This window comes from Bacillus sp. FJAT-28004, assembly GCF_001280845.1.
GTDB lineage: Bacteria > Bacillota > Bacilli > Paenibacillales > Paenibacillaceae > Pristimantibacillus.
Genome location: NZ_LGHP01000004.1, coordinates 31135 through 55843, shown reverse-complemented (window position 1 = coordinate 55843; position 24709 = coordinate 31135). Strand labels below are relative to the sequence as shown.

27 protein-coding genes and 1 pseudogene are annotated in these 24709 nt (G+C 43.6%); 23 read left to right on the top strand and 5 right to left on the bottom strand.

Features of this window, described 5'->3' with window-relative positions; translation table 11 throughout:
* The first annotated feature begins 146 nt into the window (after positions 1 to 146).
* From AC787_RS30225 to AC787_RS30195, 7 genes are all read left to right on the top strand, one after another.
* Positions 147 to 830, top strand: coding sequence for a hypothetical protein (locus AC787_RS30225; RefSeq protein WP_054028702.1), 684 nt, complete (start codon positions 147 to 149; stop codon positions 828 to 830).
* A gap of 286 nt (positions 831 to 1116) precedes the next feature.
* Positions 1117 to 1455 (top strand): hypothetical protein, encoded by a 339-nt coding sequence (locus AC787_RS34395; RefSeq protein ID WP_054028701.1) that lies wholly within the window; start codon positions 1117 to 1119, stop codon positions 1453 to 1455.
* 166 nt (positions 1456 to 1621) lie between these two features.
* Positions 1622 to 2053 (top strand): hypothetical protein, encoded by a 432-nt coding sequence (locus tag AC787_RS30215; RefSeq protein WP_054028700.1) that lies wholly within the window; start codon positions 1622 to 1624, stop codon positions 2051 to 2053.
* Between the two features lie 166 nt (positions 2054 to 2219).
* On the top strand, positions 2220 to 2600 hold the full coding sequence (locus AC787_RS30210) for a hypothetical protein (RefSeq protein WP_054028699.1): 381 nt from the start codon (positions 2220 to 2222) through the stop codon (positions 2598 to 2600).
* A gap of 153 nt (positions 2601 to 2753) precedes the next feature.
* Positions 2754 to 3080 (top strand): hypothetical protein, encoded by a 327-nt coding sequence (locus AC787_RS30205; RefSeq protein WP_054028698.1) that lies wholly within the window; start codon positions 2754 to 2756, stop codon positions 3078 to 3080.
* A gap of 267 nt (positions 3081 to 3347) precedes the next feature.
* On the top strand, positions 3348 to 3737 hold the full coding sequence (locus tag AC787_RS30200; protein ID WP_152970815.1) for an ankyrin repeat domain-containing protein: 390 nt from the start codon (positions 3348 to 3350) through the stop codon (positions 3735 to 3737).
* 73 nt (positions 3738 to 3810) lie between these two features.
* A complete protein-coding gene (locus AC787_RS30195) occupies positions 3811 to 4164 on the top strand; it encodes a hypothetical protein (RefSeq protein ID WP_054028696.1) in 354 nt (117 codons plus the stop codon).
* Here AC787_RS30195 and AC787_RS30190 read toward each other — a convergent pair.
* Positions 4151 to 4378, bottom strand: coding sequence for a hypothetical protein (locus tag AC787_RS30190; protein ID WP_054028695.1), 228 nt, complete (start codon positions 4376 to 4378; stop codon positions 4151 to 4153). The genes AC787_RS30195 and AC787_RS30190 overlap by 14 nt on opposite strands.
* 334 nt (positions 4379 to 4712) lie before the next feature.
* Positions 4713 to 5063 carry a helix-turn-helix domain-containing protein gene (locus AC787_RS30185; protein WP_054028694.1) on the bottom strand — a complete coding sequence of 117 codons (351 nt, stop codon included), beginning with the start codon at positions 5061 to 5063 and terminating at the stop codon, positions 4713 to 4715.
* A gap of 650 nt (positions 5064 to 5713) precedes the next feature.
* On the opposite strand from AC787_RS30185, the gene AC787_RS30180 reads away from it, so the two are divergent.
* The 6 genes from AC787_RS30180 (at position 5714) to AC787_RS30160 (ending at position 11726) form a co-directional block, all read left to right on the top strand.
* Positions 5714 to 7030, top strand: coding sequence for an epoxide hydrolase family protein (locus tag AC787_RS30180; RefSeq protein WP_235561170.1), 1317 nt, complete (start codon positions 5714 to 5716; stop codon positions 7028 to 7030).
* Between the two features lie 497 nt (positions 7031 to 7527).
* Positions 7528 to 7680, top strand: coding sequence for a hypothetical protein (locus tag AC787_RS34260; protein WP_161807591.1), 153 nt, complete (start codon positions 7528 to 7530; stop codon positions 7678 to 7680).
* A 135-nt stretch (positions 7681 to 7815) separates the two neighbouring features.
* Positions 7816 to 9255 carry a spore germination protein gene (locus AC787_RS30175; RefSeq protein WP_235561169.1) on the top strand — a complete coding sequence of 480 codons (1440 nt, stop codon included), beginning with the start codon at positions 7816 to 7818 and terminating at the stop codon, positions 9253 to 9255.
* Between the two features lie 11 nt (positions 9256 to 9266).
* Complete coding sequence (locus tag AC787_RS30170) at positions 9267 to 10415, top strand: Ger(x)C family spore germination C-terminal domain-containing protein (protein ID WP_054028692.1); 1149 nt, start codon at positions 9267 to 9269, stop codon at positions 10413 to 10415.
* A 7-nt stretch (positions 10416 to 10422) separates the two neighbouring features.
* The gene (locus AC787_RS30165; protein ID WP_054028691.1) at positions 10423 to 11526 is read left to right on the top strand and encodes a GerAB/ArcD/ProY family transporter; all 1104 of its coding nucleotides are present in this window, start codon (positions 10423 to 10425) and stop codon (positions 11524 to 11526) included.
* On the top strand, positions 11523 to 11726 hold the full coding sequence (locus AC787_RS30160) for a hypothetical protein (RefSeq protein ID WP_054028690.1): 204 nt from the start codon (positions 11523 to 11525) through the stop codon (positions 11724 to 11726). The genes AC787_RS30165 and AC787_RS30160 overlap by 4 nt, the downstream gene beginning before the upstream one ends.
* A 525-nt stretch (positions 11727 to 12251) precedes the next feature.
* Here AC787_RS30160 and AC787_RS35480 read toward each other — a convergent pair.
* Complete coding sequence (locus tag AC787_RS35480) at positions 12252 to 12437, bottom strand: hypothetical protein (protein WP_054028689.1); 186 nt, start codon at positions 12435 to 12437, stop codon at positions 12252 to 12254.
* 112 nt (positions 12438 to 12549) lie between these two features.
* Here AC787_RS35480 and AC787_RS30150 point away from each other — a divergent pair, with 112 nt between their 5' ends.
* From AC787_RS30150 to AC787_RS30130, 5 genes are all read left to right on the top strand, one after another.
* The gene (locus AC787_RS30150) at positions 12550 to 12771 is read left to right on the top strand and encodes a monothiol bacilliredoxin BrxC family protein (RefSeq protein ID WP_321166192.1); all 222 of its coding nucleotides are present in this window, start codon (positions 12550 to 12552) and stop codon (positions 12769 to 12771) included.
* Between the two features lie 688 nt (positions 12772 to 13459).
* A complete protein-coding gene (locus tag AC787_RS30145) occupies positions 13460 to 13939 on the top strand; it encodes a DinB family protein (RefSeq protein WP_054028688.1) in 480 nt (159 codons plus the stop codon).
* A 191-nt stretch (positions 13940 to 14130) separates the two neighbouring features.
* Positions 14131 to 14469 carry a bacillithiol system redox-active protein YtxJ gene (gene ytxJ, locus AC787_RS30140; RefSeq protein WP_054028687.1) on the top strand — a complete coding sequence of 113 codons (339 nt, stop codon included), beginning with the start codon at positions 14131 to 14133 and terminating at the stop codon, positions 14467 to 14469.
* Between the two features lie 125 nt (positions 14470 to 14594).
* Positions 14595 to 15338: an SDR family NAD(P)-dependent oxidoreductase gene (locus AC787_RS30135; protein WP_082361316.1), complete on the top strand. Its 744-nt coding sequence runs from the start codon at positions 14595 to 14597 to the stop codon at positions 15336 to 15338.
* 548 nt (positions 15339 to 15886) lie between these two features.
* On the top strand, positions 15887 to 16552 hold the full coding sequence (locus tag AC787_RS30130) for a TetR/AcrR family transcriptional regulator (protein WP_200930796.1): 666 nt from the start codon (positions 15887 to 15889) through the stop codon (positions 16550 to 16552).
* A gap of 969 nt (positions 16553 to 17521) precedes the next feature.
* Here AC787_RS30130 and AC787_RS30125 read toward each other — a convergent pair.
* Positions 17522 to 18127: a hypothetical protein gene (locus tag AC787_RS30125; protein ID WP_054028685.1), complete on the bottom strand. Its 606-nt coding sequence runs from the start codon at positions 18125 to 18127 to the stop codon at positions 17522 to 17524.
* Positions 18128 to 18274: 147 nt separating this feature from the next.
* Positions 18275 to 19293, bottom strand: a pseudogene (locus tag AC787_RS30120) (branched-chain amino acid aminotransferase).
* A gap of 597 nt (positions 19294 to 19890) precedes the next feature.
* Here AC787_RS30120 and AC787_RS30115 point away from each other — a divergent pair.
* The 5 genes from AC787_RS30115 to AC787_RS30095 all read left to right on the top strand — a co-directional run bounded on the left by AC787_RS30115 (position 19891) and on the right by AC787_RS30095 (position 24566).
* Positions 19891 to 20928, top strand: coding sequence for a phosphotransferase (locus AC787_RS30115; RefSeq protein ID WP_054028684.1), 1038 nt, complete (start codon positions 19891 to 19893; stop codon positions 20926 to 20928).
* 232 nt (positions 20929 to 21160) lie between these two features.
* Entirely contained in the window at positions 21161 to 21748 is a 588-nt protein-coding gene (locus AC787_RS30110; protein WP_082361313.1) for a hypothetical protein, read from the top strand.
* 273 nt (positions 21749 to 22021) lie between these two features.
* Positions 22022 to 23287, top strand: coding sequence for an alpha-L-fucosidase (locus AC787_RS30105; RefSeq protein ID WP_200930795.1), 1266 nt, complete (start codon positions 22022 to 22024; stop codon positions 23285 to 23287).
* A gap of 72 nt (positions 23288 to 23359) precedes the next feature.
* Positions 23360 to 24337, top strand: coding sequence for a metallophosphoesterase family protein (locus AC787_RS30100; protein ID WP_054028682.1), 978 nt, complete (start codon positions 23360 to 23362; stop codon positions 24335 to 24337).
* A gap of 25 nt (positions 24338 to 24362) precedes the next feature.
* Positions 24363 to 24566, top strand: coding sequence for a hypothetical protein (locus AC787_RS30095; protein WP_054028681.1), 204 nt, complete (start codon positions 24363 to 24365; stop codon positions 24564 to 24566).
* Positions 24567 to 24709 lie beyond the last annotated feature (143 nt).

The following is a 24709-nucleotide window of genomic DNA, read 5'->3' as shown; positions in this document are numbered from 1 at the left end:
TGACCGTTTTTTCTCTGTTGCACCAAATGGGTTGAGATTTGCAGTCTTTTGATCCATTTTGACATGTGTGACGCCCTCTTAAAACGCCCCATTTATAAAAAGATATGGTAGAATTGGGGTATTGTTGAATAATAGGGGGAAGGTAAATGAACAAGAAATATTGGGTGGGGTTTATTGTGGCAGTGTTCTTGCTTGGCAATGCAACCGGAGCCTGGGCAGGATCTGCTTGGAAGGAAGTAAAGGCGCTCTTTAATCCTTCGCTCAAAGTGGAATTGAACGGACAGGAAATCGATGGAGTCAAGGCATTACAGTACAATGGAAGTTTATATTTGCCAGCCAAGAGCGTTTCTGATTATTTCGGTCTAAATTCGAAGCTCGTTTTCGACAACAAGACAAATAAATTAATCATCGGCGGTCCCATGTACGTGGATTTGTATGATCGGGACACCGCGAACTTCTTCCAGATTGTCATTAACGGCAATTGGAGACCCTCTGTAATGACTGATAATCGGAAGTTGTACAGCAACTATTATATGGGAGTGGACTTCACATTGGAGTCAGAGGAAGGCTTGAGCTTGGACGAGTATGTCAAGCAGGCATTAAAGAATGCGTTCAAGTACGTCAAAGCGAACAAGCAAACGAACACAAAGGTCGCCGGAGCAGAAGCCCAGGTGATCGATTACGAGACAAGTGACACGGTCGGCAAGTTGGTCTTCATCCAAAAGGATTCCAATTTCGCAACCCTGATGTTCTTTGTCGATAAGACTCGGTATCAGGATAAAGATTTGAAGGAATACGACAAAATTATTGCCAGCTTTAACATTCAGTAGACTCCGGAGCATGGAATCTTGAGTCGAATATCAATATAAATTAACGGGAGCGCCGGATTTGGCGCCCCGTTTTTTAATAAAACTTGCGGTTACAGTCAGCGCGGAGAATCTTATCACAAATAAAACTATGTCATTATGCTTTACGAACGGGCAGGTTAACGAAATGTTTTTCCACAATTAGGAGTTAATTGTTGAGCAACCTTTCTCGAATTGAAGCGTCGAATAGATGATTAATAGAATTGCTTTTTGAAAGAAGGAGAGTTTCATCGCCTTTACTCATCTCATAGTGGAACTACATTGCTTACATGGACTTGGTGAAACAGAAGAGAAAGATAATGTTCCGACTTTTTGCAAATATGGTGTTCATAAGCCTGGCTATCATTGTTTAGCAAATGATTGTCAATTCGCAGGACACGCACCTGCACCACATGAAATTGCTTACTCTCACGAGGATGGGGAAGTAGGTCACGATGCATGGATTGGTTTTGGTGGGGATATGGAGCCTGAACCATATAATGAAAATGCGGTTACCATGCTTAAAGATACTTGGAAAAAGGTGTGCAAAGAAAAAGTCCATGATGCTTATGATGAATACATGCTGAAAAGCAAATTAAACGACAAATGACAAACTAAGCGTACTGTTTTATTCAACTAACGGAGAACGATAGTTCAACAATCAAGGAGCAGTTTGCTGCGGCAGCTGCTCCTTTCTTCGTTAAGCTAACGGGCAGTTTAGCGTAACAAATGCTGTCTCAGGGCGTATATAACTAGGTACCGAAAGGGGGGGGATTGTGATCCTAGGAAGATTAGGTTTAGGTCTTTTGTTATTAGCTACTTTAATTACCTTTATTTCTGGATGTTCTGGTAACGAACCGAAAAATGCAGAAATTATTTATTATGCGGAAGGCGAAAATTGGAACGCTCAATACAAAACAAATTCTTCTCAATCAGCAAAAGAAAAAGTGGAATTAAACTTTTTCTACAAAGGCAGTATTTCTGAATTATTAGCAACCAAAGAAATTGTATTTTCATATGGCACAAGAAATGGGAATATTTCGGAAACACTTCACTACGATAAAATAGATAATGCTCACTTTTCGATTGAATTTGATAGTGATCTAATACACGATATTGTAGGTAATCAAGATGAGAAAATTATGAGCATTATTAAATGGAATAACAAAAGTGAAACTATACACTTAACACAATTTGAAAAAAAGTAATTACTCAACTAACGAGGTACTATAGTTGAACAATTTTCCTCTAGTTTCAATTAGAAAACCAAAGCCCCCGGTTCATGCGGATAATTGCTTAGCGTACGATTAATTCCGTTTCGTGAGGTGACCCCTATATAGATTGTGAACTTCAAAGTGAACGGAGGTAGGTTCAATGAAAAAAATTCTTATTTTCTTGTTCATGTTTATACCCTTATGTGGTTGTTTAAACAGTTCCCCCATAGTTTATACAGGTGAGAGTAAGAACTGGTCAGCAAGTTATACAATTGAGAATCCACAGGGGGAGTATCATAACGAAACATTGAAGATCATTTACAAAGGGAAAAAACCAAAAGAAGTAAGTGATATCAAATATAAATATGATGGAACCAATATCGGGGGGAGTGGGGAACAAGAATTATCGGGAAGCCGTTCGATTGTTTCAAAAACTGGGGGTAATGGTGCCCTCCCACCGAAAGATTCGATAATTAATGTAACAGTTGGGTGGAATGGTAATAAAGAAGAGTTACAGCTTTCAACTAACGGGAAACGATAGTTCCATACCTGAAGGGGTGCCACATGGTAGCCCTTCGCTACGCTAACGGGCAGGTTAGTACAATGATTTCGACGAATACTCTTAGGATGGAATTTTTAAATAGTTCGTAGAATATACGTTAGTTGACATGTTAGCAAAACTAAGGAGTTCAAAATGAAACCAATAAAAGAACAAACTGAAGTCAGAAGATTAGGACTTTATATTGGTTTATTCAAACCAAAAGATATAGTAGCTTGGGTAGATAAACTTATTGAAGAAGTAGATATACCTGATAATGCTTTAGTAGATATCTCATTATTCGGAGAAAGTAATGGGATCAATTTTATTATTTCGAAATTCGAAGAGGTTAAAGGAGTTTATTCAAAGCATGAACCAACAAAAGTCATTGTTCAAATGCTTTATAAATCCTTGGTTGAGGACTCTTCGAATAATAATGCTGAAAAGATCTCACGAATGATGTTTAACCAGTTGAAAATGTAATCAAAGAAATGAAAGAACTATTAGAAGAAATAGAACGCAGCTAATCAGAGAAGGCTAAAACGTCATATAACACCCATATTCACGCTGCGGGGCGTCACTTGGTCGCCAAAAAGTATATCGGAGAAGTAGAAACAGGTGACAACCTCTTCAAGCCCAAGTCCAGGATTATAATTAAATATTAAGCTAACGGGCAGGACAATTCCATTACTAAGCGAATACATTGTGTGGAAGAATTATACAAATTACTATTTATAGGGGATGATTGTGTTGGGAAATAAAAATATTAGTCCCGAGTTAGTTCAGCTTTTTGTGGGTCAAGCCCATGGAGATTTTCAAAAGGTCCAAGAATTATTAGAACAAGAGCCAGGTCTTTTAAATGCTTCATGGGATTGGGGCAACGGTGATTGGGAAACTGCACTTGGTGCTGCTGCACATATGGGAAGAAAAGATATTGCAAATTATTTACTTGATAAGGGAGCGCGGATTGATTTATTTGCAGCTGCAATGTTAGATAAGGTCGAAATTGTAAAAGCAATAATCTCTGATAACTCTACCTTAAAAGATAGTTTAGGACCACATCAAATCCCGTTAATTAATCATGCCGAAACAGGCGAAGCAACAGCTGTAGTTAGTTTCCTCAAGTCAATAGAAAATTAAGACCTGTTATTAAACTAACGGGACACGATTGCTCAATGAACATAAGAAACGGTAGCCGGTAGGATTTATCCCCATGAGACCAAGCAGTCAAGCACTCATTGAACAATTAGGAACAGATTATATTGATGCAAGATTAAAAGGATTTACATACGACCATGAAACACATTTTATTCAAATAAGATATGGAGATTCAAATAACATTGAAAATGACAAGGTAATTATATTTAGGGATTGTTTTACGGTAAGTATTAACACATGGCTGGAAGGTATGAAGGGGAACATTCCTCGAAAACCAGATGAAATGAATTACTTTTTTCATAAGATAACTATTGAGGATATTGAAATCAATGGTGTTCAACTCTATAAATGTTCAATGATAATACCCATGATGGATTGTCTTATAACATGTGTCACTATTGTGCTATAGATAGTTTTTCTAAGTGAACATGGTTTACTGACGCTTCGCAATCAGTAAGATCGGAGAAAGTTGTTTTATCGAAACAGCTCGGAAGATCACTTGCAAAACTGCTGATCAAAAAACAGCCGTCCCATTCAATAAAGTGGGTGTACTCATCATTATAAGAAGTCCCTGAAGGTTTGGTCTTATGTAATAATGCTGACATCGCTTTATTAATTTTCATCGTAACCTCCAGATTAGTTGAATTCGCAAATGCATTGAACAAACGTTCCCCGCTAGTTCAATAATCAGTAATATTAGAAATAATTGACGCATGGGAAAACAACCATTGAAGTACAAATAAATAACTGATTCCATTAAATATAATAAGTTTTAAAAAAGCTGAATCCAGGTAGGGTATGGATTCAGCTTTTGAAGTGACAAAATAACAATGCTGAGAATTCAAGATAGATTGTGAAACGACGACTCTCACTCCCAAAAAAATGGGGGCGAGGGTTGTCTTTTTATTCTTTTCTCTTATATGCTCCAAAAAACTACATGTTCTTCAGTGGCCTCCCTTAAAGGCGGTGGGCTTTTCGATATTGCATTGGGGTTACGAGGCAATTGTTTTTGAATACACGGCTTAAGTAAAACCCGTTCTGATAACCGCAGCATTCCGAGATTTGATCCAGTGTCAAATTTGTTTCCGTCAGTAGAGTCTTGGCTTTTTCAAGACGAAGGGAGGTAAGATACTTGATAGGCGTCGTTCCTAATTCCGCGTGAAACTTTTTACACAGCTGCATACGACTAATCCCCAGAGTGGTGGCATTTGCATTCAGGCTGAATCGCTCAAATGCTTGGGCATGAATATGCCTTGTTGCCTGTTGAATAATCGAGTCTGCTGGTCGATGAGGTTCCTCGTTTAACAATTCTTCCGCCTCTTCACAATACAGCAGCCATATATGATGAAGGTAATAACCCGAATAGCCCTCTAAAAACCCGTGATTGCTCCATACCTAAATATACAATACTTTCATTTCTTCCTAATTCATGATACGCCAATTTAAAATTAGTAATACCCATATCCTGGGTTAACGCCAGTAGAGGATGATTGGTTTGATAAACTATAGATTCAATTCAATGCTGTAAGATTCGAGAAACCGATAAAAACATCGGACATAAATACAACAAAGGTCGCGTAAATCGCGACTTTTGTGTATTCATGTTTTTAATTTGGGATAGACCTGAATACTCTCTCAGTGGTTTTCAAATTCCTAAACGTCCGGCAATAATTACCATGCCAGGTGGTACTTATTATTTTTTTATCTAACTCGGAACCAAGTGGGGTAGTTCCGTCCGCTTTGATGTCGTAAAAAAGTGTAATTTGATATGTTTACAGAGGAAGCTATCCTGAAACTTGAACTTGATCAAATAAGCTTTCTCGACAGACTGAGAATAAGTCGACACATCGTATCGGCTTGTTCTGTTTATTTGGAAAAAGTAGGATAACTATTTCGGTTTCGAGGGAATCTAATGATAAGGTTGACCCTAAACCTTTCTGAAAGGAGCGTTACAACAGTTGGATTTGAACAGCAGCAAGTTCTGGTTTCGTATTGCTATGCTTGTGGCGTTATCCCTGGAATTGACGACGTTCGGCGCGATGACCAAAACGGTTAATGCGAATTCGAATTCATATGGAATCCCACAAGAATCCGAAGCAGATTCAACAGCGATTCGACCGTTTCAGGTTCATATTCCGGAGTTGGAGCTTACCGATTTGCATAGGCGTATACTTGCGACAAGATGGCCGGACAAAGAAACGGTGTCGGATCAAACGCAAGGCACGCAGCTTGCAACGATGAAGAACCTTGCCCATTATTGGGCGAACGATTATGACTGGCGCAAATTTGAGGCCAAATTGAACGCTCTGCCGATGTTCGTCACCAATATCGATGGGGAGGAAATTCACTTCATTCACGTCCGATCGAAACATGAAGACGCGATGCCAATCATCCTTATGCACGGATGGCCAGGCTCGATTGTCGAGAAGCTGAAGGTAATCGACCCACTGACCAATCCCACGGCCTATGGCGGGAAGGCATCGGACGCGTTCGATGTCGTCATTCCGTCGATGCCTGGCTATGGGTTTTCGGGCAAACCGACCACGACCGGTTGGGGCCCTGACCGCATTGCTCGTGCTTATGGAGAGCTGATGAATCGTCTTGGTTACAAGAAGTATGTGGCGCAAGGCGGCGACTGGGGCGCCATTATAGCAGACGTAATGGGTGTCCAACAGCCTAGTGGACTAATCGGCATTCACACCAACTTGCCCTTTGTAGTTCCATCTGATCTCGATATGGCGCTTCAGGCCGGCAAGGGCTGCCCGCCTGGTCTGACAAGCGAAGAAAAACGCGCATGCGAGCAGCTGGACTTCTTTTACAAGCATGCTGCATACGCCTTGATGATGGGAACGCGCCCGCAGACTCTTACGGGACTCGCGGATTCGCCTGTAGGTTTGGCCGCCTTTATGCTGGACCATGACGCGAAGAGCCTGGAGCTGATTACTAAGGCTTTCAACGGACAACCAGGGGGCCTCTCACAAGACGATGTTCTCGACAACATCACGCTCTACTGGTTGACGAATACGCCGATTTCTTCGGCTCGCCTCTACTGGGAGAATAAATACCCGTTCTTTGGCATCAAAGGTGTTAAACTTCCCGTTGCCGTGAGCGTCTTTCCCGACGAGCTCTATGAAGCGCCGAAGAGCTGGACACAAAAGGCGTATCCGAATCTTATCTATTTCAACAAGCTCGACAAAGGTGGACACTTCGCGGCGTGGGAGCAGCCAGTGCTCTTTGTAAATGAGCTGCGTAATGCATTCAGGTTACTGCGCTAAATCGAGTAGGAGGCGGTGATTAACCGCCGTCCTCTCACACCACCGTACGTACCGCTCGATAAAAGGCGGTTCATGAAATATTCCGTAGTGAGTTGTATCTGTACGCTAAACTCTTCAAACCATTGGATTTCCAGTACTGGTTGTCTAATGCTCGTTGTAGAATCGGACTGCCTGCAGTTCGCCAATACCCTTTTTGGGTATTTCCCCATTCATAGGTTTTTTAAAGAAAATCACAAAACCAATGCTTGGTTTCAAATCGTTTTTTACAGCAGATCAGTCGTTAAAGGGAATTGAGGCTTTACATATGATATGGAAAGGGCAGGCCGATGATAATTCGACTGTCCTCACTGCTGTTGAATGGATAAATAAGATATTTGGTTTAGTTGCATAGACAAAGTATAGTTTGTCGTGTAACTGCGAACTTTTTTAAATCCTTGCACCAGAACCTATATTTTTCTAATGGTTGTACACAATAACTTATGATGGAGGATTCAACCGTGCCTAAACTTTCTGTTACCGAACTGATGCAGGAGCAAATCCGAAATCGTATGAAGGGGCCCATGACTTCGTCATTCAGCCGTTCCCTCTCCGTGGATCTTCAGCTTTCACCTGCCTCTATCTATCCTCGATTGTGGAATCGGCTCTCGTAGATGAGTTTGTCATCAAACCCAAGCTTGCCGCCGTTCCAATCGAAGAGAAGAGGAAGAAGAAGCAGATCTGGGCTGACTTCAGTAGTATATTCTTCAAATGGTTGTACACAATAACTTATGATGGAGGGTTCAACCGTGCCTAAACTTTCCTTTACCGAGCCGATGCAGGAGCAAATCCGAAATCGTGTGAAGGGGGCCCCTGACTTCGTCATTCGACCGTTCCCTCTCCGTGGATCTTCGGCTTTCACCTGCCTCTATCTATCCTCGATTGTGGAATCGGCTCTCGTAGATGAGTTTGTCGTCAAACCCATGCTTGCCGCCGTTCCAATCGAAGAAGAAGAGGAATACGATCTGGGCTGGTTTCATCGCCACATTCCCTTCGTCCAAAACAAGGAATGGACAGATGCCGATGAGGGCATCCGCCTGCTGCTGGAGGGCCAGTGCCTGCTGATTCCAACGCTCGTTAACCGTTTCCTAAGCTTTGACGTCAAACGCAGTGACTATCGCAGTGTAACCGAGCCACAGTCGGAAGCCACAGTACGCGGACCAAGGGAAGGTTTCGTCGAAGACATCGGTCGGAACGTGGCTCTCATCCGTAAACGGCTCAAAAGTGAACATTTAGTTTTTGAACAGATGACCATCGGAACTAAGACAAAGACCAAAGTGTATTTAACCTATTTGCCCGACGTAGCCCCCACTGGCGTCGTAGAAGAATTCCGTCGTCGGTTGCAGGCCATCCAAGCTGATAGCATTCTGGAAAGCTCTTATATGGAAGATTGGATCCAAGACAAGACCTTGTCACCGTTCCCGCAACTTATCACGACAGAACGGCCGGACGCGGTGACGGGCAAACTGTTGGACGGGCAAGTAGCGCTTCTCACCGACGGCACTCCGATTGCATTGATCGGTCCAGTGACATTTTTCCAACTCTTCTCTTCACCAGAAGATTACTACCAGAGGCCGGATATCGCCACACTGTCGCGATGGTTGCGAATGTTCGCTTTCATGCTCTCGATCTTCATTCCTGCTTTATACATTGCGGTGGTCACATTCCACCAGGAACTACTACCGACTCCGCTCTTGATCAACCTGGCCGCGCAGCGGGAAGCTGTGCCTTTCCCGGCGTTCCTGGAAGCAATGATCATGATGGTCACGTTCGAGATTTTGCGTGAAGCCGGTTTGCGGATGCCTCGGATTGCCGGTCAATCGATCTCCATCGTCGGCGCGCTCGTACTTGGCATGACCACAGTCGAAGCGGGACTCGTCTCCGCGGCCATGGTCATCGTCGTTTCGATCACGGCCATTTCCAATTTCGTGTCGCCAATTTACGGCTTTGGCAATGCGCAGCGGATCCTCCAGTTCGTGTTCATGTTCCTGGCCGGCTTTATGGGGTTATACGGTATTCTGTGCGGAACATTTTTTGTTTTGGTCCATCTTGTCTCATTGCGTTCCTTCGGTGTGAAGTACATGTCTCCCATTGCGCCTTTGATACTGTCAGACTTCAAAGACACTATCCTGCGCGTTCCTCGGTTCTGGATGAAACGAAAACCTCAGATGTTCTCTAGGAAAAAATAGGGGGGCGAACATTGCGAAAATTATGGCTCTTGATCTTACTAGTCGCCTTACTTCTCTGTTCAGGTTGCTGGGACAAGAAGGAAATCAACGAACTGGCAATCGTCACCACAGTCGGCATCGACCGGGAACCATCGACTGGCATGTATATTGCTTATTACCAAGTAATCAACCCACCGGCTCTCTCCTCCAGGCAAGGTGGCGGATCCGTGGCATCGGTTTATACATATCGTTTCAAGGAATATAGCTTAGGCCGGTTCGAGCAGAAAACGGGCACGTTGATGCCGCGTTTGCTTTTCACCTCACATTTGCAGTGCTATATATTATCCGAAGAGGTGGCCCGTCATGGAATCATTGATATTCTCAACTACTTGGAAACGAGTCCTGAACTGCGCATGAACGCTTATCTGTTTGTGACAGACTCCCCTCTAGAGGCCGTAATGAACAGCTTTACGACACTCGAAAAGGTGCCCGGGCGCCATGCCACCTCGCTTGTTCGCGTTCTTTCGCGGGGGTCCTTTGCGGGAGGCGTAGAGCCGATCCGTGTCAAAGACATCGCGACAGGGATGGAATTCCAATTGCCGACACTCATACCGATGATCCACTACCGCGGCAAACCGGCGGCAACTACAAAGAGAATGGAGCAGATTGACGTAAGCGAACAAGCGCAGTCCTTGTTTGCGGACAGCGCTGTGTTTTTCAAAGGACGCATGGAGGGACGCTTGGACAGTCAGAATAAATACTATTTTCACATCCTGAACACGAAATATCGGAAATTCACAGAAACGGTTAAAGTAGGCGGAAGTTACGTCGACGTCGAGACGAATAATGTCAAAGTGAAACGGAAATGGGACCGATCCGCCAACCGTCTCAACATCCTCATTCATGCTGATCTCCGCATATTGAACAACCAACAGAACACCAAATTATCGTTGCAAAACGTTCACAAGATCGAAAAGGCGTTTAATCGCGTCGTAGCGGACAAAGCGGAGAAGATGGTTGTGTTGGGAAGGCTAAATAACTGGGATCTGTTGGGCTTGCAGGATGAAGGGGCTACTTCGGATTCATGGCGGCGGACATCGGTGAGTTTCTCGGTCACTTCTGACGTTACGACGACCGGCAACAAGAGTGATCCCTATACCAAGGAAGGCAAGGAAGGATGAAGAGCATATGGAATCCGTCCGGCTCAGCGCGTGGCAGTTTCACTTGTTGACGCAAGTCTATGTCATCGGCACTGCGTTTATTTTGCTCCCCGGCCCAATCATGGCGAGCGCAAAACAATATGGTTGGGTAGTTGTCATTTGGGCGACCTTGTATGGGCTAGTGCTTGCTTTCGGTTACTCGTACCTTGCCAAGTTGTATCCAGGAAAGACACTTGTCGAGATCGCTTTGCAGGCATTCGGCAAGTGGGCCGGCGGCCTCGTCTCGTTACTGTATATCGTCTTTTTCATCCAAATGGCATCGTGGGTAACCGGCAACCTTGGCGATTTCATGCATATTAACCTCATGCCACGCACACCTATTTCTGTATTCCATATCATGATATTGCTCGTCAGTGCGTACACAGTGTCGAAGGGGATCGAATCAATCGCCATGGTGAACGAACTTCTGGTGCCTTACCTCTATTTAGCGTTCTGGGTTCCGATAGTCATCATGCTGCGGGAGTGGAATTGGCATCATTTTCACGTCGCCTACCCATTCCAACTGAGCGACGTAGTTATTCAAACCCGATACGTGTTGGCGTTCCCCTTTATGGAGACGGTGGCATTCTTGATGATTATTCCGTTCGTGCAGTCGAAAGTGAAAATCGCGTTTATTACGGGAATCGCTGTCGCAGGTGCAATGTTGACCGCTTGCGTTTTTATTTCGATTGGGGTTCTAGGCGTATTTCGCGGCCAGCAATTGGTTTATCCAATATTTTCGATGTTCCGCGAAATGAGATTTACCGGCTTCATCGAGCATTTGGAAGCGATTCTGGCAGTGAATATCGTGCTGGTAGTATGTATTAAGCTGTGTATACTATTCTATTGCGCCGTATTAGGCGTCTGCCAGCTGTTCAAAATTGAGAGGCGAAACATCGTCATTTATCCGATGGTGTGGATCATTTCTGCGTATTCGCTGCTGTTTATGAATATCATCGAAAATCTCGATTGGATGAAAAAATATTTGTTCGAATACTACTCCTTATTCGCCGTGGCTTTTCCCATTCTCTTCATCGTTGCGGCCAAATGGAGAGATAACGGTCGGCGAATGAAGAAGGTCGGCTCTGCATGACGATTCTGGCCGCCATCTATGCCCTAACCATCGGAATCGGTTATGCGATGCGAAAATTCGGCACTTACAACGGCAAAGAGACTACAGTTTTCCTATCAATCGCAACTATCGGAGCCGTTTTGTGGCTCAGTATCTTTCTGCGTCATCCGCTAGATTTGAATGATGCGATCGCCTTCATCATCGAGCGGGTCCTGCCTTAAATCCACTTTATTTCTTCGGGATGAGAGAAATGACTGAGTGAGGCGTAGGCGCGATGCCTGAAAATTAAATTCGTCAAATTATTATTTTACGTAATAAACCCCAAAGATGAGGATTCTTGTTGTTGAACGTCAGTAACATCTACCGATAAATGACAAGAATCTGTGATATATTCCGTAAGGGTCCGAATTATCCTGCCCGGTAACGGAAAGCCCTACGGTAAATATTTATAATGTGGCTTTATCGGCAATCGGACAATATTCTACCTTCCCATGATTAGCTCCTTATCCTCTTCATTTTCTCAATCAAATCCATTGTAATAAGCTAAAAATTGCTCTTTATTTTTCTCCATGCTGCCGCAGTATGCTTGCAAGATTCTCACTCATCGCTACTCATCCTCCTAATATAGGGATCTTTGAACGTAGATCAAAGTCTCTCATTTTTCGTGATTCTTCCTTTTTATTGTAGTAAATTGAAACGTAAGCTCCAAATTATGGGACTTAAGCTTTCCCTTTCCTTTTCAAATATTATTGATAACCCACATACGCAAGCGTCAAAATAATAGCTGCGATAATTAATGGTTTAATGTATGGACCTGCTTTTTCATCAATCGTTTGCTCTGCTACATCAATGATGCTTGCTGATAAATAAATATTTGCTGTACTTCTCCAAGAAGGGTCTGCCTCCGTAGCGTCCGATCCTATAGAGCACAATTTGTGCTAATGTCCCGCCGAGACGCTTGGATTTCTATCTTCCTCGCAACCCTGATAAAAGTGGCTAGGAAAAATCATAATATTGAAATGAACTTAAAAGAGATAACGACAATTGAAGAGTGGAACGGGGTATTGGCTAAGTCGTCAGTACGCGGACTATGAAGATTATTTAAAGAGTAATACGAATCAATATTTGATTATTCTCGTGAAAGTTATCGAATCACGCCCTGTATCCAACCAAATTGCTGAGGATATACATGTGAAGCACGAATCCCCGCAAATGATTTATATTCAAAATAAATCGAAAGCGCATATGACAGCAGTACTTGAATAACGGAAGTATGATAGCGTCGAATAAATGAAGATATTTTTTTTGGAGTTGACAATCCAAAAACGGTTTGTTAGTATGAGCTTCTGAGAATGGATTAAACACTCCATAAAATGAAGGTGGACAGGATACATGATTTCGAATCAATCTACAGCACTTATTACAGGAGGAACATTGTTGATCAACTATCCTGCCCGTTAGCGTAAAGAATAGCTACCTCTTGGTAGCCATTCGCTTTTGAACTATCGTTCCCCGTTAGTATTTACGACATGATAGACCTTGACTTTAACGTAGCGACTTGAATGCGGCGCGGAGTTCTTCAGTGAAAAGCTCTGGCTGCTCCCATACCGGGAAGTGTCCGCCCTTGTCGAGCTTGTTGTAATACATGAGTTGGGATACGCCCGCTCTACCTAACTCTTCGGTGCTTGATAGAGCTCGTCAGGAAAGACGCTCACGGGAACCGGGATGGAGACGCCCTTGACGTTGAAAAAGGGTACTTGTTTTCCCAGTAGAGACGAGCCTAAGAAATCGCCGTGTTCGTCAGCCAGTAAAGCGTGATGTTGTCGAGGACATCGTCTCGCGTAAGACCTCCGGGGTGTCCGGCAAAGGCCTGAGAGATCAGCTCCAGACTAACAATCGGGAAACCGAGCAAGATAATACAAGTTGTCATTAATAAGAAAAGGAGAGATTTTAATTGAAAACAATTCTTTTTAACGAATTGGCTTTTATCAGAACTCAAACACTAAAAGCGATGGAGGGCCTAACAGAGGAGATGGCGGATCGAATTCCGGACGGTTTCCGCAACAACATCCGTTGGCATCTTGGTCATATCTATTTGGTTACAGATTTCTTAGCGTTGTCACAATTGAAACTTCCGATGAATCTGCCGGAAAAATTTCCTGATCTTTTTGGTACCGGAAAATCGCCGTTGGACGAAGACGCTCACTTATTCCCATTGCCAACATTGCCAGAATTGAAGGAGTTGTTGGCTGGACAAATCGAAAGAATTCGCCAAATTTTACCGGTTGATCGTTTGAACGAAACTGTATCTACTATTACAACATCAGGTGGAAATGACCTGGTTACTCCGGAGCAAGCACTTGTTTATAACCTGTATCATGAAGGAATGCATTTCTCGACTCTATCCTTGTATAAAAGAATGTTATCCAAATAAGATTAGGTATCACAATTAATTTTGCTTCCACGAAACTGACAAGGGCGTACCCTTCGAAGCATGGAAGCAGCCAGAGTATCTTACTGCAGAACTTCGCACAGCGTTTAAATCACTGCGTTAAGATAAATCAGGTGTAATGTGCCCACACGGGCGTTGGGCATGCGGAGCATATGGGAAAGGGGCTTATTGAAATGAACTGGAAAGAGATAACGACAATTGAAGAGTGGAACGGGGTATTGGATAAGTCGTCAGAACGCGGACAGATGATTTTGAAACATAGTACGAGTTGCCCAGTTAGCGCCAATGCGCTTCGTGAATATGAAGATTATTTAAAGAGTAATCCGAATCAAAATGTTGATTACAATCTTGTGAAAGTTATCGAATCACGCCCTGTATCCAACCAAATTGCTGAGGATATAAATGTGAAGCACGAATCCCCGCAAATGATTTATATTCAAAATAAATCTAAATATTGGGCTACTTCCCACTGGTCAGTTACGAAAGCGCATTTGACAGCAGTACTTGAATAACGGAAGTATGATAGCGTCGAATAAATGAAAATAAAAAATGGAGTTAACAATCTAAAAACAGTTTATTAGTATGAGCTTCGGAGAATGGTTTAAACACTCGATAAAATGATGGGAGACAGGATAACATGAATTCGAATCAATCAACAGCACTTATTACAGGTGGAACAAGCGGTATCGGCCGGGCAGTTGCGAATCAGCTTGCCGCGCAAGGCATCCACGTCGTGGTTGCGGGGCGCAATGCGGACCGTGGCGAGCAGACGGTTGCGGCCATTCGCGCAGCAGGAGGAAAGGCGGATTTCGTGAAGACGGATCTTCGCGACGCGTCGAGCGCAAGAAGCCTCGCGAAGCGCGCAGTCGAACTGGGTAACGGCCGAGTCGACATTCTTGTAAACAATGCAGGAATCTTCCCGTTGGGACCGACGCATGAAACAACGGAGGATGATTTTGAACGCACGTACGCACTGAACGTCAAAGCACCATATTTTCTAGTCGCCGAACTGGCTCCGCTGATGGCGGAAAGTGGCAAGGGGGCAATCGTCAATATATCGACGATGCTCGCCGATTACGGAATGTCTGGTATGAGTCTTTACGGTTCGAGCAAAGCAGCTATCAACCTGCTTACCAAAGCGTGGGCGGCCGAATACGGCCCAAGCGGTGTCCGTGTCAATACCGTCAGCCCAGGACCTACGCGCACGGAAGGAACTGATGCAATGGGCGAAGGTCTTGATCAACTTGCTGCCCAAGCACCGGCAGGCCGTCCTGCTTCAGCGGATGAGATTGCCGAGGCCGTCGTCTTCCTCGCGACGGATCGTGCCAGCTTCATTCATGGCGCAAACCTTGCCGTCGACGGTGGACAAACCGCTGTTTAATTATTGACAGTCTCTCAGTTTTTTTCAAAGTTAAACCGAACCAGGAAACGACATCATGTAAGATCTCTCATCCAAGTTCAGAAAAGGGGCGTGTCTTTAGATCTCATGACGATCTGAAGACACACCCTTTTTTTAGGACATAAGAAAGCAAACACGGAAAATCAGATTCGGTTAACGGTCGTACCGAAAACGAGTAGAATCAACCAAGAGATTTTGCTTGTGAAAAGAATGAACGAGAAATCAAAGCGGATCGTAATTGAATTCAAGGAGCGATTAGATGCTTCACAGGGAACTACCGATGGATAAGCGCCTAATCTACTGGTTTTTGAAATTAGTCCTAACGAAGGCATTACGCTTCAATTAAATACGAGGGATCTGCAGGACAAAGGAGGATATAAATCCATTCAACTCGACTTCCATGAGAGTTCGACATAGTTCAATCCGCCTAGCACCGCTGAATCGCGGTAACGTTCTACCAAGCGATCAACAGGTTCTATCCCGTTCGGAAGAGAAACCACCTTCGCGCACGGCACATCAAAAGTTTTTTTATGGATTGTAAATTCCATTTTTGTTATACTACATGCATGGAAAATATAATGGATGTCAAAACACAAGAGCAGCGGCTGACGAAAAAGGGAAAAGAGACACGCGCTCGTATCGTCGCCGCCGCGGCCAAATTAATGTTTGATCGCGGAGTTGCCGGTACAAGCGTGGAAGATGTGCAGCGGGAGGCCAAGGTCAGCGCCTCCCAGCTGTACCACTATTTCAAGGAGAAGCGCGAACTCGTATTGGCGGTCATTGTGTATCAGACCGAACAGGTGCTGGATGCCCAGGAGCCTCTGTTGAGTCATTTGGACAGCATGGAGGCGCTTCGAATGTGGCGCGATGCGATTGTGAAGCTTCAGATTGAACGGCAATACCAAGGAGGCTGTTCGATTGGCTCGCTTGCCAGTGCACTGGCGGATACAGATCCGGCAGCTCGTAGCGAGCTCGCAGCCGGATTTATGCAGTGGGAGATCGCTATTCGTAGAGGACTTCGCGCTATGTATGACCGGGGAGAGCTGAGACCCGATGCGGATCCGGACAATCTCGCGCTGGCGCTACTGACTGCGCTTCAGGGAGGCCTTCTTCTTACTCAGGTTCGAAAGGAGACGAGCCCGCTCGAAGCGGTAATGGACGTCATACTCGCGCATATCCGTACGTTCATCGTCTGATGTGCCGCCAGATTAGAAGGTAGGATAATCTCAAGAAAGCAAGTTGTTTTTAGCCTGTGGTTTGATTTTGACCCAGGCTTTTTATTATGGTCGTGTTATATACTGTCCAGGATAAATGCAATCACTTTGTTCAAATCAAGCGGATAGTGCACAAGAATGGCTTCCCACAAAATGCAACCCAGCGTGAAATGGGTTCGCCAATTCGAAATTTTCATTTATTTCATGTCGGATGACAAGAATATGTTCCGATTAATTACCGCGTAAATCGCGGTTTTTTTGTTTTATCGGTACATATTCTTGGCAATGTGCAATGTCAAGAATATGTACCGAATGCCGAAATAGGCCAAGAATGTATACCGAATGCCGATGAGCTATTTATCAAGTGTTTGGCTTATTTCACAATAAAATCAAGACTCGGCCTTTGTTCTGCTGGACATTAAGCTCTAACGGGTACCGATTTCTCAATGAACATAAGAAACGGCGGCCGACATAATGGCTGCCGTTTTCTCAACTAATGGGCAGGATAGCTTAGTCTCAATATGGAATATGTTGTGTTTGGGGAGGGGTTAAATATACGATATGAGCAGAGAGGGAGCTGGCGGTCTGAGAAAAAAGAACCCTATGATGTAGAGACCTTTATTAAAGACTTAGAACATTTAAGGATTCATTTAGGAATAGACAGATGGATTATGTGCGGACATTCTTGGGGAGCATCATAGGGGCTAGCATATACCGCCCAATATAATAGTCAGGTTAAAGCAAAAATTTACATATCGGGAACAGGAATAAATCCGGCGTGGCATGCCGATTGCACCACACAATGGACTCATTGAATATAAACTAGTAGCCTCGTACTCAATAGCTTTTAATTTGGTATTTTTAAGAATACTTGGTCATAATAAAAAAACTGCACCTCCAATTGTTATGTGTATCTAACAATTGGAGGTACAGTTCACCCATTGCTCTTTTTTATATTTGTTTCAATTGTTTGAGTATGGTTATCCAGATTCTCAAACCTGTCACCCATAGCGTCAAAGCAGACCCAAAACCGATAAAAGTAGACGTCGCAATCAGAGATACATTGCCAAGAGTGGCGTTCATTGGCAAAAAGAAAGTGATAATGCCTAAAATACAGAGCACTACACCTGTACCATAATAAAAATGTTCTCGAAACAATTGAGCTAAAGGAAAAAAATGAATACCAACAATGATAGCCATGATAGGGAAAAAGAGTTCAAAATGATTGATTATGTTACAAATCATACTTGCAATAAAGATCGCAAGACCTTCTAGACCAAAGATCAAACCAAATTTTCGATTTATTTTTTTCCAATGGTCCCTCTCTTTCGGTGTAACAGTATTGTTCATGTTACGAGCTTTACCAAAAAGCGAAATGGCTCCGATCAGTAAGATTAATGTCACAATACCCGAAAGAACAAGTAACCATGGAGATCCAAGTTCATGTGAACCTACAATACCAATACTAGCCCAAAGCGCTCCAAAAAAAGTCATGAACATTACGCCATTTGCAGATCCAAAGACAGCAGCCTTCGGCAATTTTACTAAATCACTCATATTAAGCAGACTCCTATAATCAGAATTATTTTATGCTCTCTTATAAAATAATAATTTACCTTTTTTGTATACATTCTCTCACAAAGGCTATGACCTAGAAGTGGAAGGGTCGCATCTGCATATGTGGAGTAATTAATATTGATGACGTTACCGCATATTTACTTCAATCGTCCAATGAAACAGGTCTGGAAGTGCGCCTTTTTGTATACCTGTTAAAGTCTGATAAAGTTTGTTTGACAGTTCGCCTGTCTGACCATTCTGGATAACCAGTTTTTGTCCATCCAAATTCAGTTCGCCAATCGGAGAAATGACTGCCGCCGTACCCGTTCCGAATGCTTCTTCCAATGTTCCTTCCAGGCCGGCCTCAAACACTTCCTCAATTGAGATAACCCTCGCGACTACCGGGATGTTAGCGCTAGCGTATTGACGACCCCCCTTGATTTTGAAAATCACATTCAAGCTGCCCACTTCTTCGGTATATTTGTGATGCACGCCATCCAACCATAAATCTTGAGCATAACCACTTTGCTTGGCATCTCCCTGTGCTTTGAGGCTTGCTGCAAAATTGGCTGCTGTCTTGGCTTCGCCCACACCCCCGATGACAGCTCGAACAAACGTTGATTCCACAAAGATTTTCACAGGATTCAATCCCTCTGCGTAATAGGGGCCAACAGGTGACATGATGATAAACTGAAAATGTGAGGATGGCGATGCGATCAACGTAGGCTGAGTCGCGATCACAAAAGGGCGAATGTACAGGGAGGTTCCGGACCCACTCGGAATCCAGTCCTGATCAATGGAGATCAGTTGTTTCAGTGCATCGAGCGCGAATCTCTCGTTGATCGGAGGAATGCTGATTCGCTCGTTAGAACGGTTTAATCGCTGCATATTTTTTTGTGGACTAAATAGAAGAATTCGACTATCTTCGGTTTTGTAGGCTTTCAATCCTTCAAAAACAGTTTGCCCATAATGAAATACTTTGGCAGCGGGATCCATAACAAGCGGTTGATAAGGAACTATCCGCGCATATGCCAGCCATTCTTTGTCGTGTAATCCATCATAAACATATGATCCGTAAAATGAATCCCAAATCCAAGTTGATCCTGTTCCGGTTTTGTTTGACTGGCTGATCTCCGTTCCATTTGTATATCCAAATACTGTTTCATCCTGATAATCTCTCCTTCACTTAGCCGCTTTATGAAACCCTACATTTTGTACGTTGAATGGTTTTAGTCGTACAATGTGTTAGCTGCCACCTTTGATTTTTGATGAAGTATGGAATTAATACATTTAATATTTGAATTCTACCATATCATCGAATATCGCGAAAATATCCATTTTATTACATTGGCATACCTTTAAGGTATGGTTGATGGTGGGGAAGTTATGTATATACGTCAGTTAAATCATTACCCTATTTTTGATTGAGAAGGAGCATTGAAAATCAGTTTACAATTTTGGAGCAATCCTAATTTATAATCCTGGGATAAGATTCACCACTTACGAAGCGCGATGATAAAAGATGCTAGGGCAGCGAGTGAGGCTATATTCCGCACATGATCCGCATCATAGGTAAAAATGTGGGCATTCCGCTAACGGGAAACGATAGTTGAATATCATACATGGATGAGCAGGCGCTGCGGTGGCCTGCTCATTTTATTAAGCTAACGGGCAGTTTAATCCTTTTAATTGATACTAAGGAAGGTGAAAGCTATAAATTCAAGAAGTAGTATATAGAAATAATCACTTTGGGAGTGAAATGTTTGGAAGTTAAATATCGTATCAAAGATAGTGTACTTGCAACGAACCTTGATAAAGAATATGGGATACAAGTTGAAAGTATACACTTCATTCCTTTGGGGAATTCAGCTTACTCTTATTGGGTGAATTGTGTTAATGAAGAAAGATATTATCTTAAATTATTTGACAATCAAAATGAAAGTCAAAGAAACGGTATTGAGCGTCTTCAATATTACTTACATTTAACTTGGAAAATGTATCATCAAGGACTCTTTCGGAATGTCACACATCCGATAAAGAATCAGAAAGGAATCTTTAAAACATCATTCAATGATATTACGGTCGTATTATTTAATTATATAGAAGGGGAGTCTTTGGCTGACGCATACCCGTTCTCAAAGGAAATTCTTGAAAACATTGCTAAGTCCGTGGCTTCAATTCAGTTGATTACACCTTTAATTGACAAAGCGATGCTTGTGACAGAAACATTTGATATTTCCTTTGAGTCAGACCTTGAGAAATGTATAGCCACGTTAGAAAGTAAAATAACATTTAATAACCCAATTAAACAGTCTTTACGAGAGCATGTATTGGCAATGAAAGAGCAGATCATTCTCCTGTTGAATCGTGTACGTAAACTTCGCGACGTAGCATTGGCCGATACTAAAGAAAAAGTGTTGTGTCACGGAGATATCTGGGGAGGAAATTTAATTCACCATGAAAATGAGTTGTATTTTATTGACTGGGAAACTGCAATAATTGCACCACCAGAATTCGAAATGATTGGCTATATAGGTGAGGAGTTCAATGTTTTCTTCTCTGCTTACGAAAGGCATCTAGGCAAATCTATAACTGTAAATCTGGACTTATTACGATTCTACTCATATCGCCACCATCTAAGAAATTTAACCCACTGGTTAATTAATATTCTATATAGAAACACAGAAGAGGCCCAGGATAAGAATGATTTGGAAATGATTTTATATCATTGCATGAACCGATGGGATAGTATTGAACCGAGAGTTAGGGCCGTAGAAACCATCTTGCAGAAACGAATATAACACAATTTTGATTCAACTAACGGGCAGTTTAACGTAGAAAAGTCACTTACAGGTTAATTCAAACTATGGTAAGATTATCACATAAATATTTCCAACATTATGCAGTCAAAGTGTGAATAGTCACGACATAAAGGAGTCCCAGTTTGCTTGGAAAATGTGTGGAGACGGGCTCAGTTGCACATTCAGGATTGCTTAATTTAAAACTGTAAACCTTTATTGGAGGACAATAACGATGATGATTGAATACATAACCCACTGCTATAATACTGTGCCCTTTAGAAGTTTATCTGCACTATCAAAGCCTGAAGCTCTAAAAGTAATGGAGGATTTGTGTGACGACAATGCATTTTTTGAAAGATTTAAGGAACCACTGCAATATTGGGAAAGCCGGTTAGAAACAGAAGCCTGGTTGAGAGCTGGATTCATCCAGAAAGGTGGTAAGCTTAAAGATGAATATCCTTTGTATTCGGTCCTTGGTTCAGCAACTTGGATAGAAAATTATTCATTATCTACTGGTATAGCTGTCGATATGCTCCAAATCCCTCTTTCATTATTTAATGAGAATGATATAAGTTTCACATTTCCGGACAGTATGGTTTCATACTGGATAGCAAGAGATAAACCAGAAGCATTTTACCACCCCAGTTATCATGGGCAAGTCTTCACATTGACAGAAATAAGGTCACTAATTACAAATGAGATAATGGATGGTATAGAATCAATGCACCCGGAAGGTACAATACCATACATCGAAGCACAGATTTGGAATCATGAAATTGCGATGAATTATTATACTGAAAAGATTAGTTCCGAAATGTAAGTGGTTCGGATTCCAGGGCATCGGGATACATCAGTTAATCTTATATGATTAAGCTAACGGGAAACGATAGTGGAATGAACATTCGATCGGACGATTCATATTCATGCCCGGGTCGGCTATGCGAATGGCCCGCAACGGCAAACGTGATTTGCAATCCGCACAAATGCGTGGTTACAACTTAGTTTTGTATAAATGAACGTTAGTTTTATGCATCGTTTTTCGTTCAGGGTGAAGGTTACAATAGAGTCATATCTAATCCAAAATGAGAGGAATATGATGATGACACATAACAATATACCGATACCGGAGCCCCGAATCGCACATTTTGAGCAGTTGGGCTTCGGAATGTTTATTCATTGGGGCTTATATTCACAGCTAGGACAAGGCGAATGGATTCAACATCTGGGCAACATCCCGATGCTGGAATATGTGAAGCTGCAGGAAACGTTCGCCGCTGCTGACTTTGATGCCAAAGAAATCGCACGCATCGCCAAAAGATCCGGCATGAAATACATTACGATTACAACCCGCCATCACGACGGCTTCTCCTTGTACGACACACGGGGGCTGAACGAATACGACGCACCGCACAGCCCAGCTGGTCGCGACCTGATCGCCGAATTCGTTACGGCCTGCCGTGAGGAAGATTTGCTGCCGATGCTGTACCACACGACACTGGATTGGCATGAGGAAAGCTTCGAGAACGATTTCGAAACCTATCTCGAATACTTATACAAGTCCGTTGAAATCTTATGTACCCATTACGGGAAAATCGGTGGATTATGGTTTGACGGCAACTGGAGCAAACCGGACGCAGACTGGAAGCTTGACGAGCTGTACAGCATGATTCGCCGACTTCAGCCAGACGCGCTCATTATCAACAACACGGGGTTGGATCAACGCGGAGCGACGGGGCACCCGGAAATCGATAGCGTGACTTATGAACAAGGGCATCCTGAGCCGATGAACCGGGAAGGCATGGCGAAATACGTTGCGGCCGAAATGTGTGAAACGATCAACGATCATTGGGGCATCGGCAACATCGATTTTGCGTACAAATCAGTGCCGTATTTGATCGAGAGTTTGTGCGCCTGCCGCAAAGTGGGGGCGAATTATTTGTTGAACGTGGGGCCGACAGCAACAGGCCGGATTATGCCGATTCAGCGGCATATGATGGAGACGATCGGCGAGTGGATTGCACTCCACAGCAAGCCGATCTACGAAGGCAAACCAAGCGACGTGAAGGGCGAAGGGAGCAACTTCGTTCTGGAAACGTTGGACGGCAAGCTGTATGCATTCATCTACAATTTGAAAATTAGCGGCCACGAAAATGTAACCGTTGGCGGCGGCGGAGCTGGGGATAAAACCTTCACGGGACTCTCGCGCAAAATCAGTTCGATTCGTTGGCTCGACAATGGAGAAAAGCTGCCATTCAAGCAGGATGAAACTGCTGGATCATTTACCTTCAACGCAACGGGGTATCCGTACGGGATTAATCTGGTCGTGCGGGTAGCGGAAATCGAAGCTGAATCCATATAAAATAACGAGAATGTCCGATTCGCGAACCTGTGGGTCGAAAAGCTTTATTATAAAAAACGGGAGATTTCAACAATGAAGCGTAAATTAACCTTTCGCGAGGACGGCACGTTCAAAATCGTACAATTTTCCGATACGGAACTGTTAGATGAATTCGATTATGATCCGGAAACGCCGGAATACGACGCCGCAACACTGAGTACGATGGAAACGATCATTCTCACCGAGCAACCGGATTTGGTGGTATTTGCGGGGGATGTGATCGCGAGCAATCGGGCGAAGGATCCGATCAAGTCGATGCGCGATGCTGTATCCGTTGTAGAACGACTTGGCGTCAGTTGGGCGGCTGTGTTCGGTAATCACGATTCCGAAGGGGTCGTGCCGCGTAAAGCGATGCATGAAGAGCAGTTGAAGCATCCTTACAACGTTGCACTTGCAGATCCGGAAGACGTAAGTGGAGCAGGCAATTACGTCTTGACGGTCACGGATGAAAGCGGAAAACCAGCTGCAGCGCATTATTTTCTCGATAGCGGAGATTATCCTGCCCATGGCAGCAGAGTCGGAGGTTACGCGTGGATTAGGCGCGACCAGATCGATTGGTATACAAAACAGTCGCGCGAGCTGACGCTGCACAATGGCGGCAAACCTTTGCCAGCGCTTGCTTTCTTCCATATTCCGCTGCCGGAGTATAACGAGGTGTGGGATTTCCACGTTTGCCGCGGCTACCGGTATGACGGTTATTGTGCGAGTCCGCAGATTAATTCGGGCTTTTTCACGGCGATGGTGGAAATGGGTGATGTGATGGGGACATTCGTCGGCCACGACCATGCCAATGACTTCGTCGGAGAGCTGCACGGAATCAAGCTTTGTTACGGACGATCGACCCGGTATGTGAGCTTTATTGATGGGGTAAGAAACGACCGTATGCCCGTTGGTGCTCGCGTTATTCAACTGAAGGCGGGCGAGCGGAAGTTCGATACTTGGATTCGCGATTTTGAGGGCAATGTGGTCTTGGAGCAACCGGAGCATTTGCCGGAAGGCCGCAAAGCGTAATGTTTGGCTAAGGAGGACGAGGGCCATGCAGGATAAGGGAGTGTCGCAATCCGCGCCAGCAATGATCCAATTCGGCATTTTTGCCGATTTGCATCAGGATATTATGCATGACGGCGAACAAAGGTTGCAGCAATTTATAAATCGTATGAATGGAGAACAGATCGATTTTATCGTCCAACTGGGTTATTTGTTTCAACCGAAGTCGGAGAAAAGACAACACGATTACTAGCATATTACGCACCAATAAGCTTCTAAATGATCACATTTCATTAAACTAACGGGACACGATAGTTGAATTCAAAACGATAGCAACTGGTCAAAGGAGCGGTTGCTTTTTTCGTTTAACTAACAGGCAGGATAGCGGTTAAAGCT

What these genes read in the sequence shown, in the direction of transcription:
- AC787_RS30110 (WP_082361313.1), top strand. Translation starts at nt 21,161, where the DNA reads ATGATGATTGAATACATAACCCACTGCTATAATACTGTGCCCTTTAGA.
- AC787_RS30135 (WP_082361316.1), top strand. Translation starts at nt 14,595, where the DNA reads ATGAATTCGAATCAATCAACAGCACTTATTACAGGTGGAACAAGCGGT.
- AC787_RS30165 (WP_054028691.1), top strand. Translation starts at nt 10,423, where the DNA reads ATGGAATCCGTCCGGCTCAGCGCGTGGCAGTTTCACTTGTTGACGCAA.
- AC787_RS30190 (WP_054028695.1), bottom strand. Translation starts at nt 4,378, where the DNA reads ATGAAAATTAATAAAGCGATGTCAGCATTATTACATAAGACCAAACCT.
- AC787_RS30100 (WP_054028682.1), top strand. Translation starts at nt 23,360, where the DNA reads ATGAAGCGTAAATTAACCTTTCGCGAGGACGGCACGTTCAAAATCGTA.
- AC787_RS30130 (WP_200930796.1), top strand. Translation starts at nt 15,887, where the DNA reads ATGGATTGTAAATTCCATTTTTGTTATACTACATGCATGGAAAATATA.
- ytxJ (WP_054028687.1), top strand. Translation starts at nt 14,131, where the DNA reads ATGAACTGGAAAGAGATAACGACAATTGAAGAGTGGAACGGGGTATTG.
- AC787_RS30225 (WP_054028702.1), top strand. Translation starts at nt 147, where the DNA reads ATGAACAAGAAATATTGGGTGGGGTTTATTGTGGCAGTGTTCTTGCTT.
- AC787_RS30205 (WP_054028698.1), top strand. Translation starts at nt 2,754, where the DNA reads ATGAAACCAATAAAAGAACAAACTGAAGTCAGAAGATTAGGACTTTAT.
- AC787_RS30125 (WP_054028685.1), bottom strand. Translation starts at nt 18,127, where the DNA reads ATGAGTGATTTAGTAAAATTGCCGAAGGCTGCTGTCTTTGGATCTGCA.
- AC787_RS30210 (WP_054028699.1), top strand. Translation starts at nt 2,220, where the DNA reads ATGAAAAAAATTCTTATTTTCTTGTTCATGTTTATACCCTTATGTGGT.
- AC787_RS30160 (WP_054028690.1), top strand. Translation starts at nt 11,523, where the DNA reads ATGACGATTCTGGCCGCCATCTATGCCCTAACCATCGGAATCGGTTAT.
- AC787_RS30095 (WP_054028681.1), top strand. Translation starts at nt 24,363, where the DNA reads ATGCAGGATAAGGGAGTGTCGCAATCCGCGCCAGCAATGATCCAATTC.
- AC787_RS30105 (WP_200930795.1), top strand. Translation starts at nt 22,022, where the DNA reads ATGATGATGACACATAACAATATACCGATACCGGAGCCCCGAATCGCA.
- AC787_RS30195 (WP_054028696.1), top strand. Translation starts at nt 3,811, where the DNA reads ATGAGACCAAGCAGTCAAGCACTCATTGAACAATTAGGAACAGATTAT.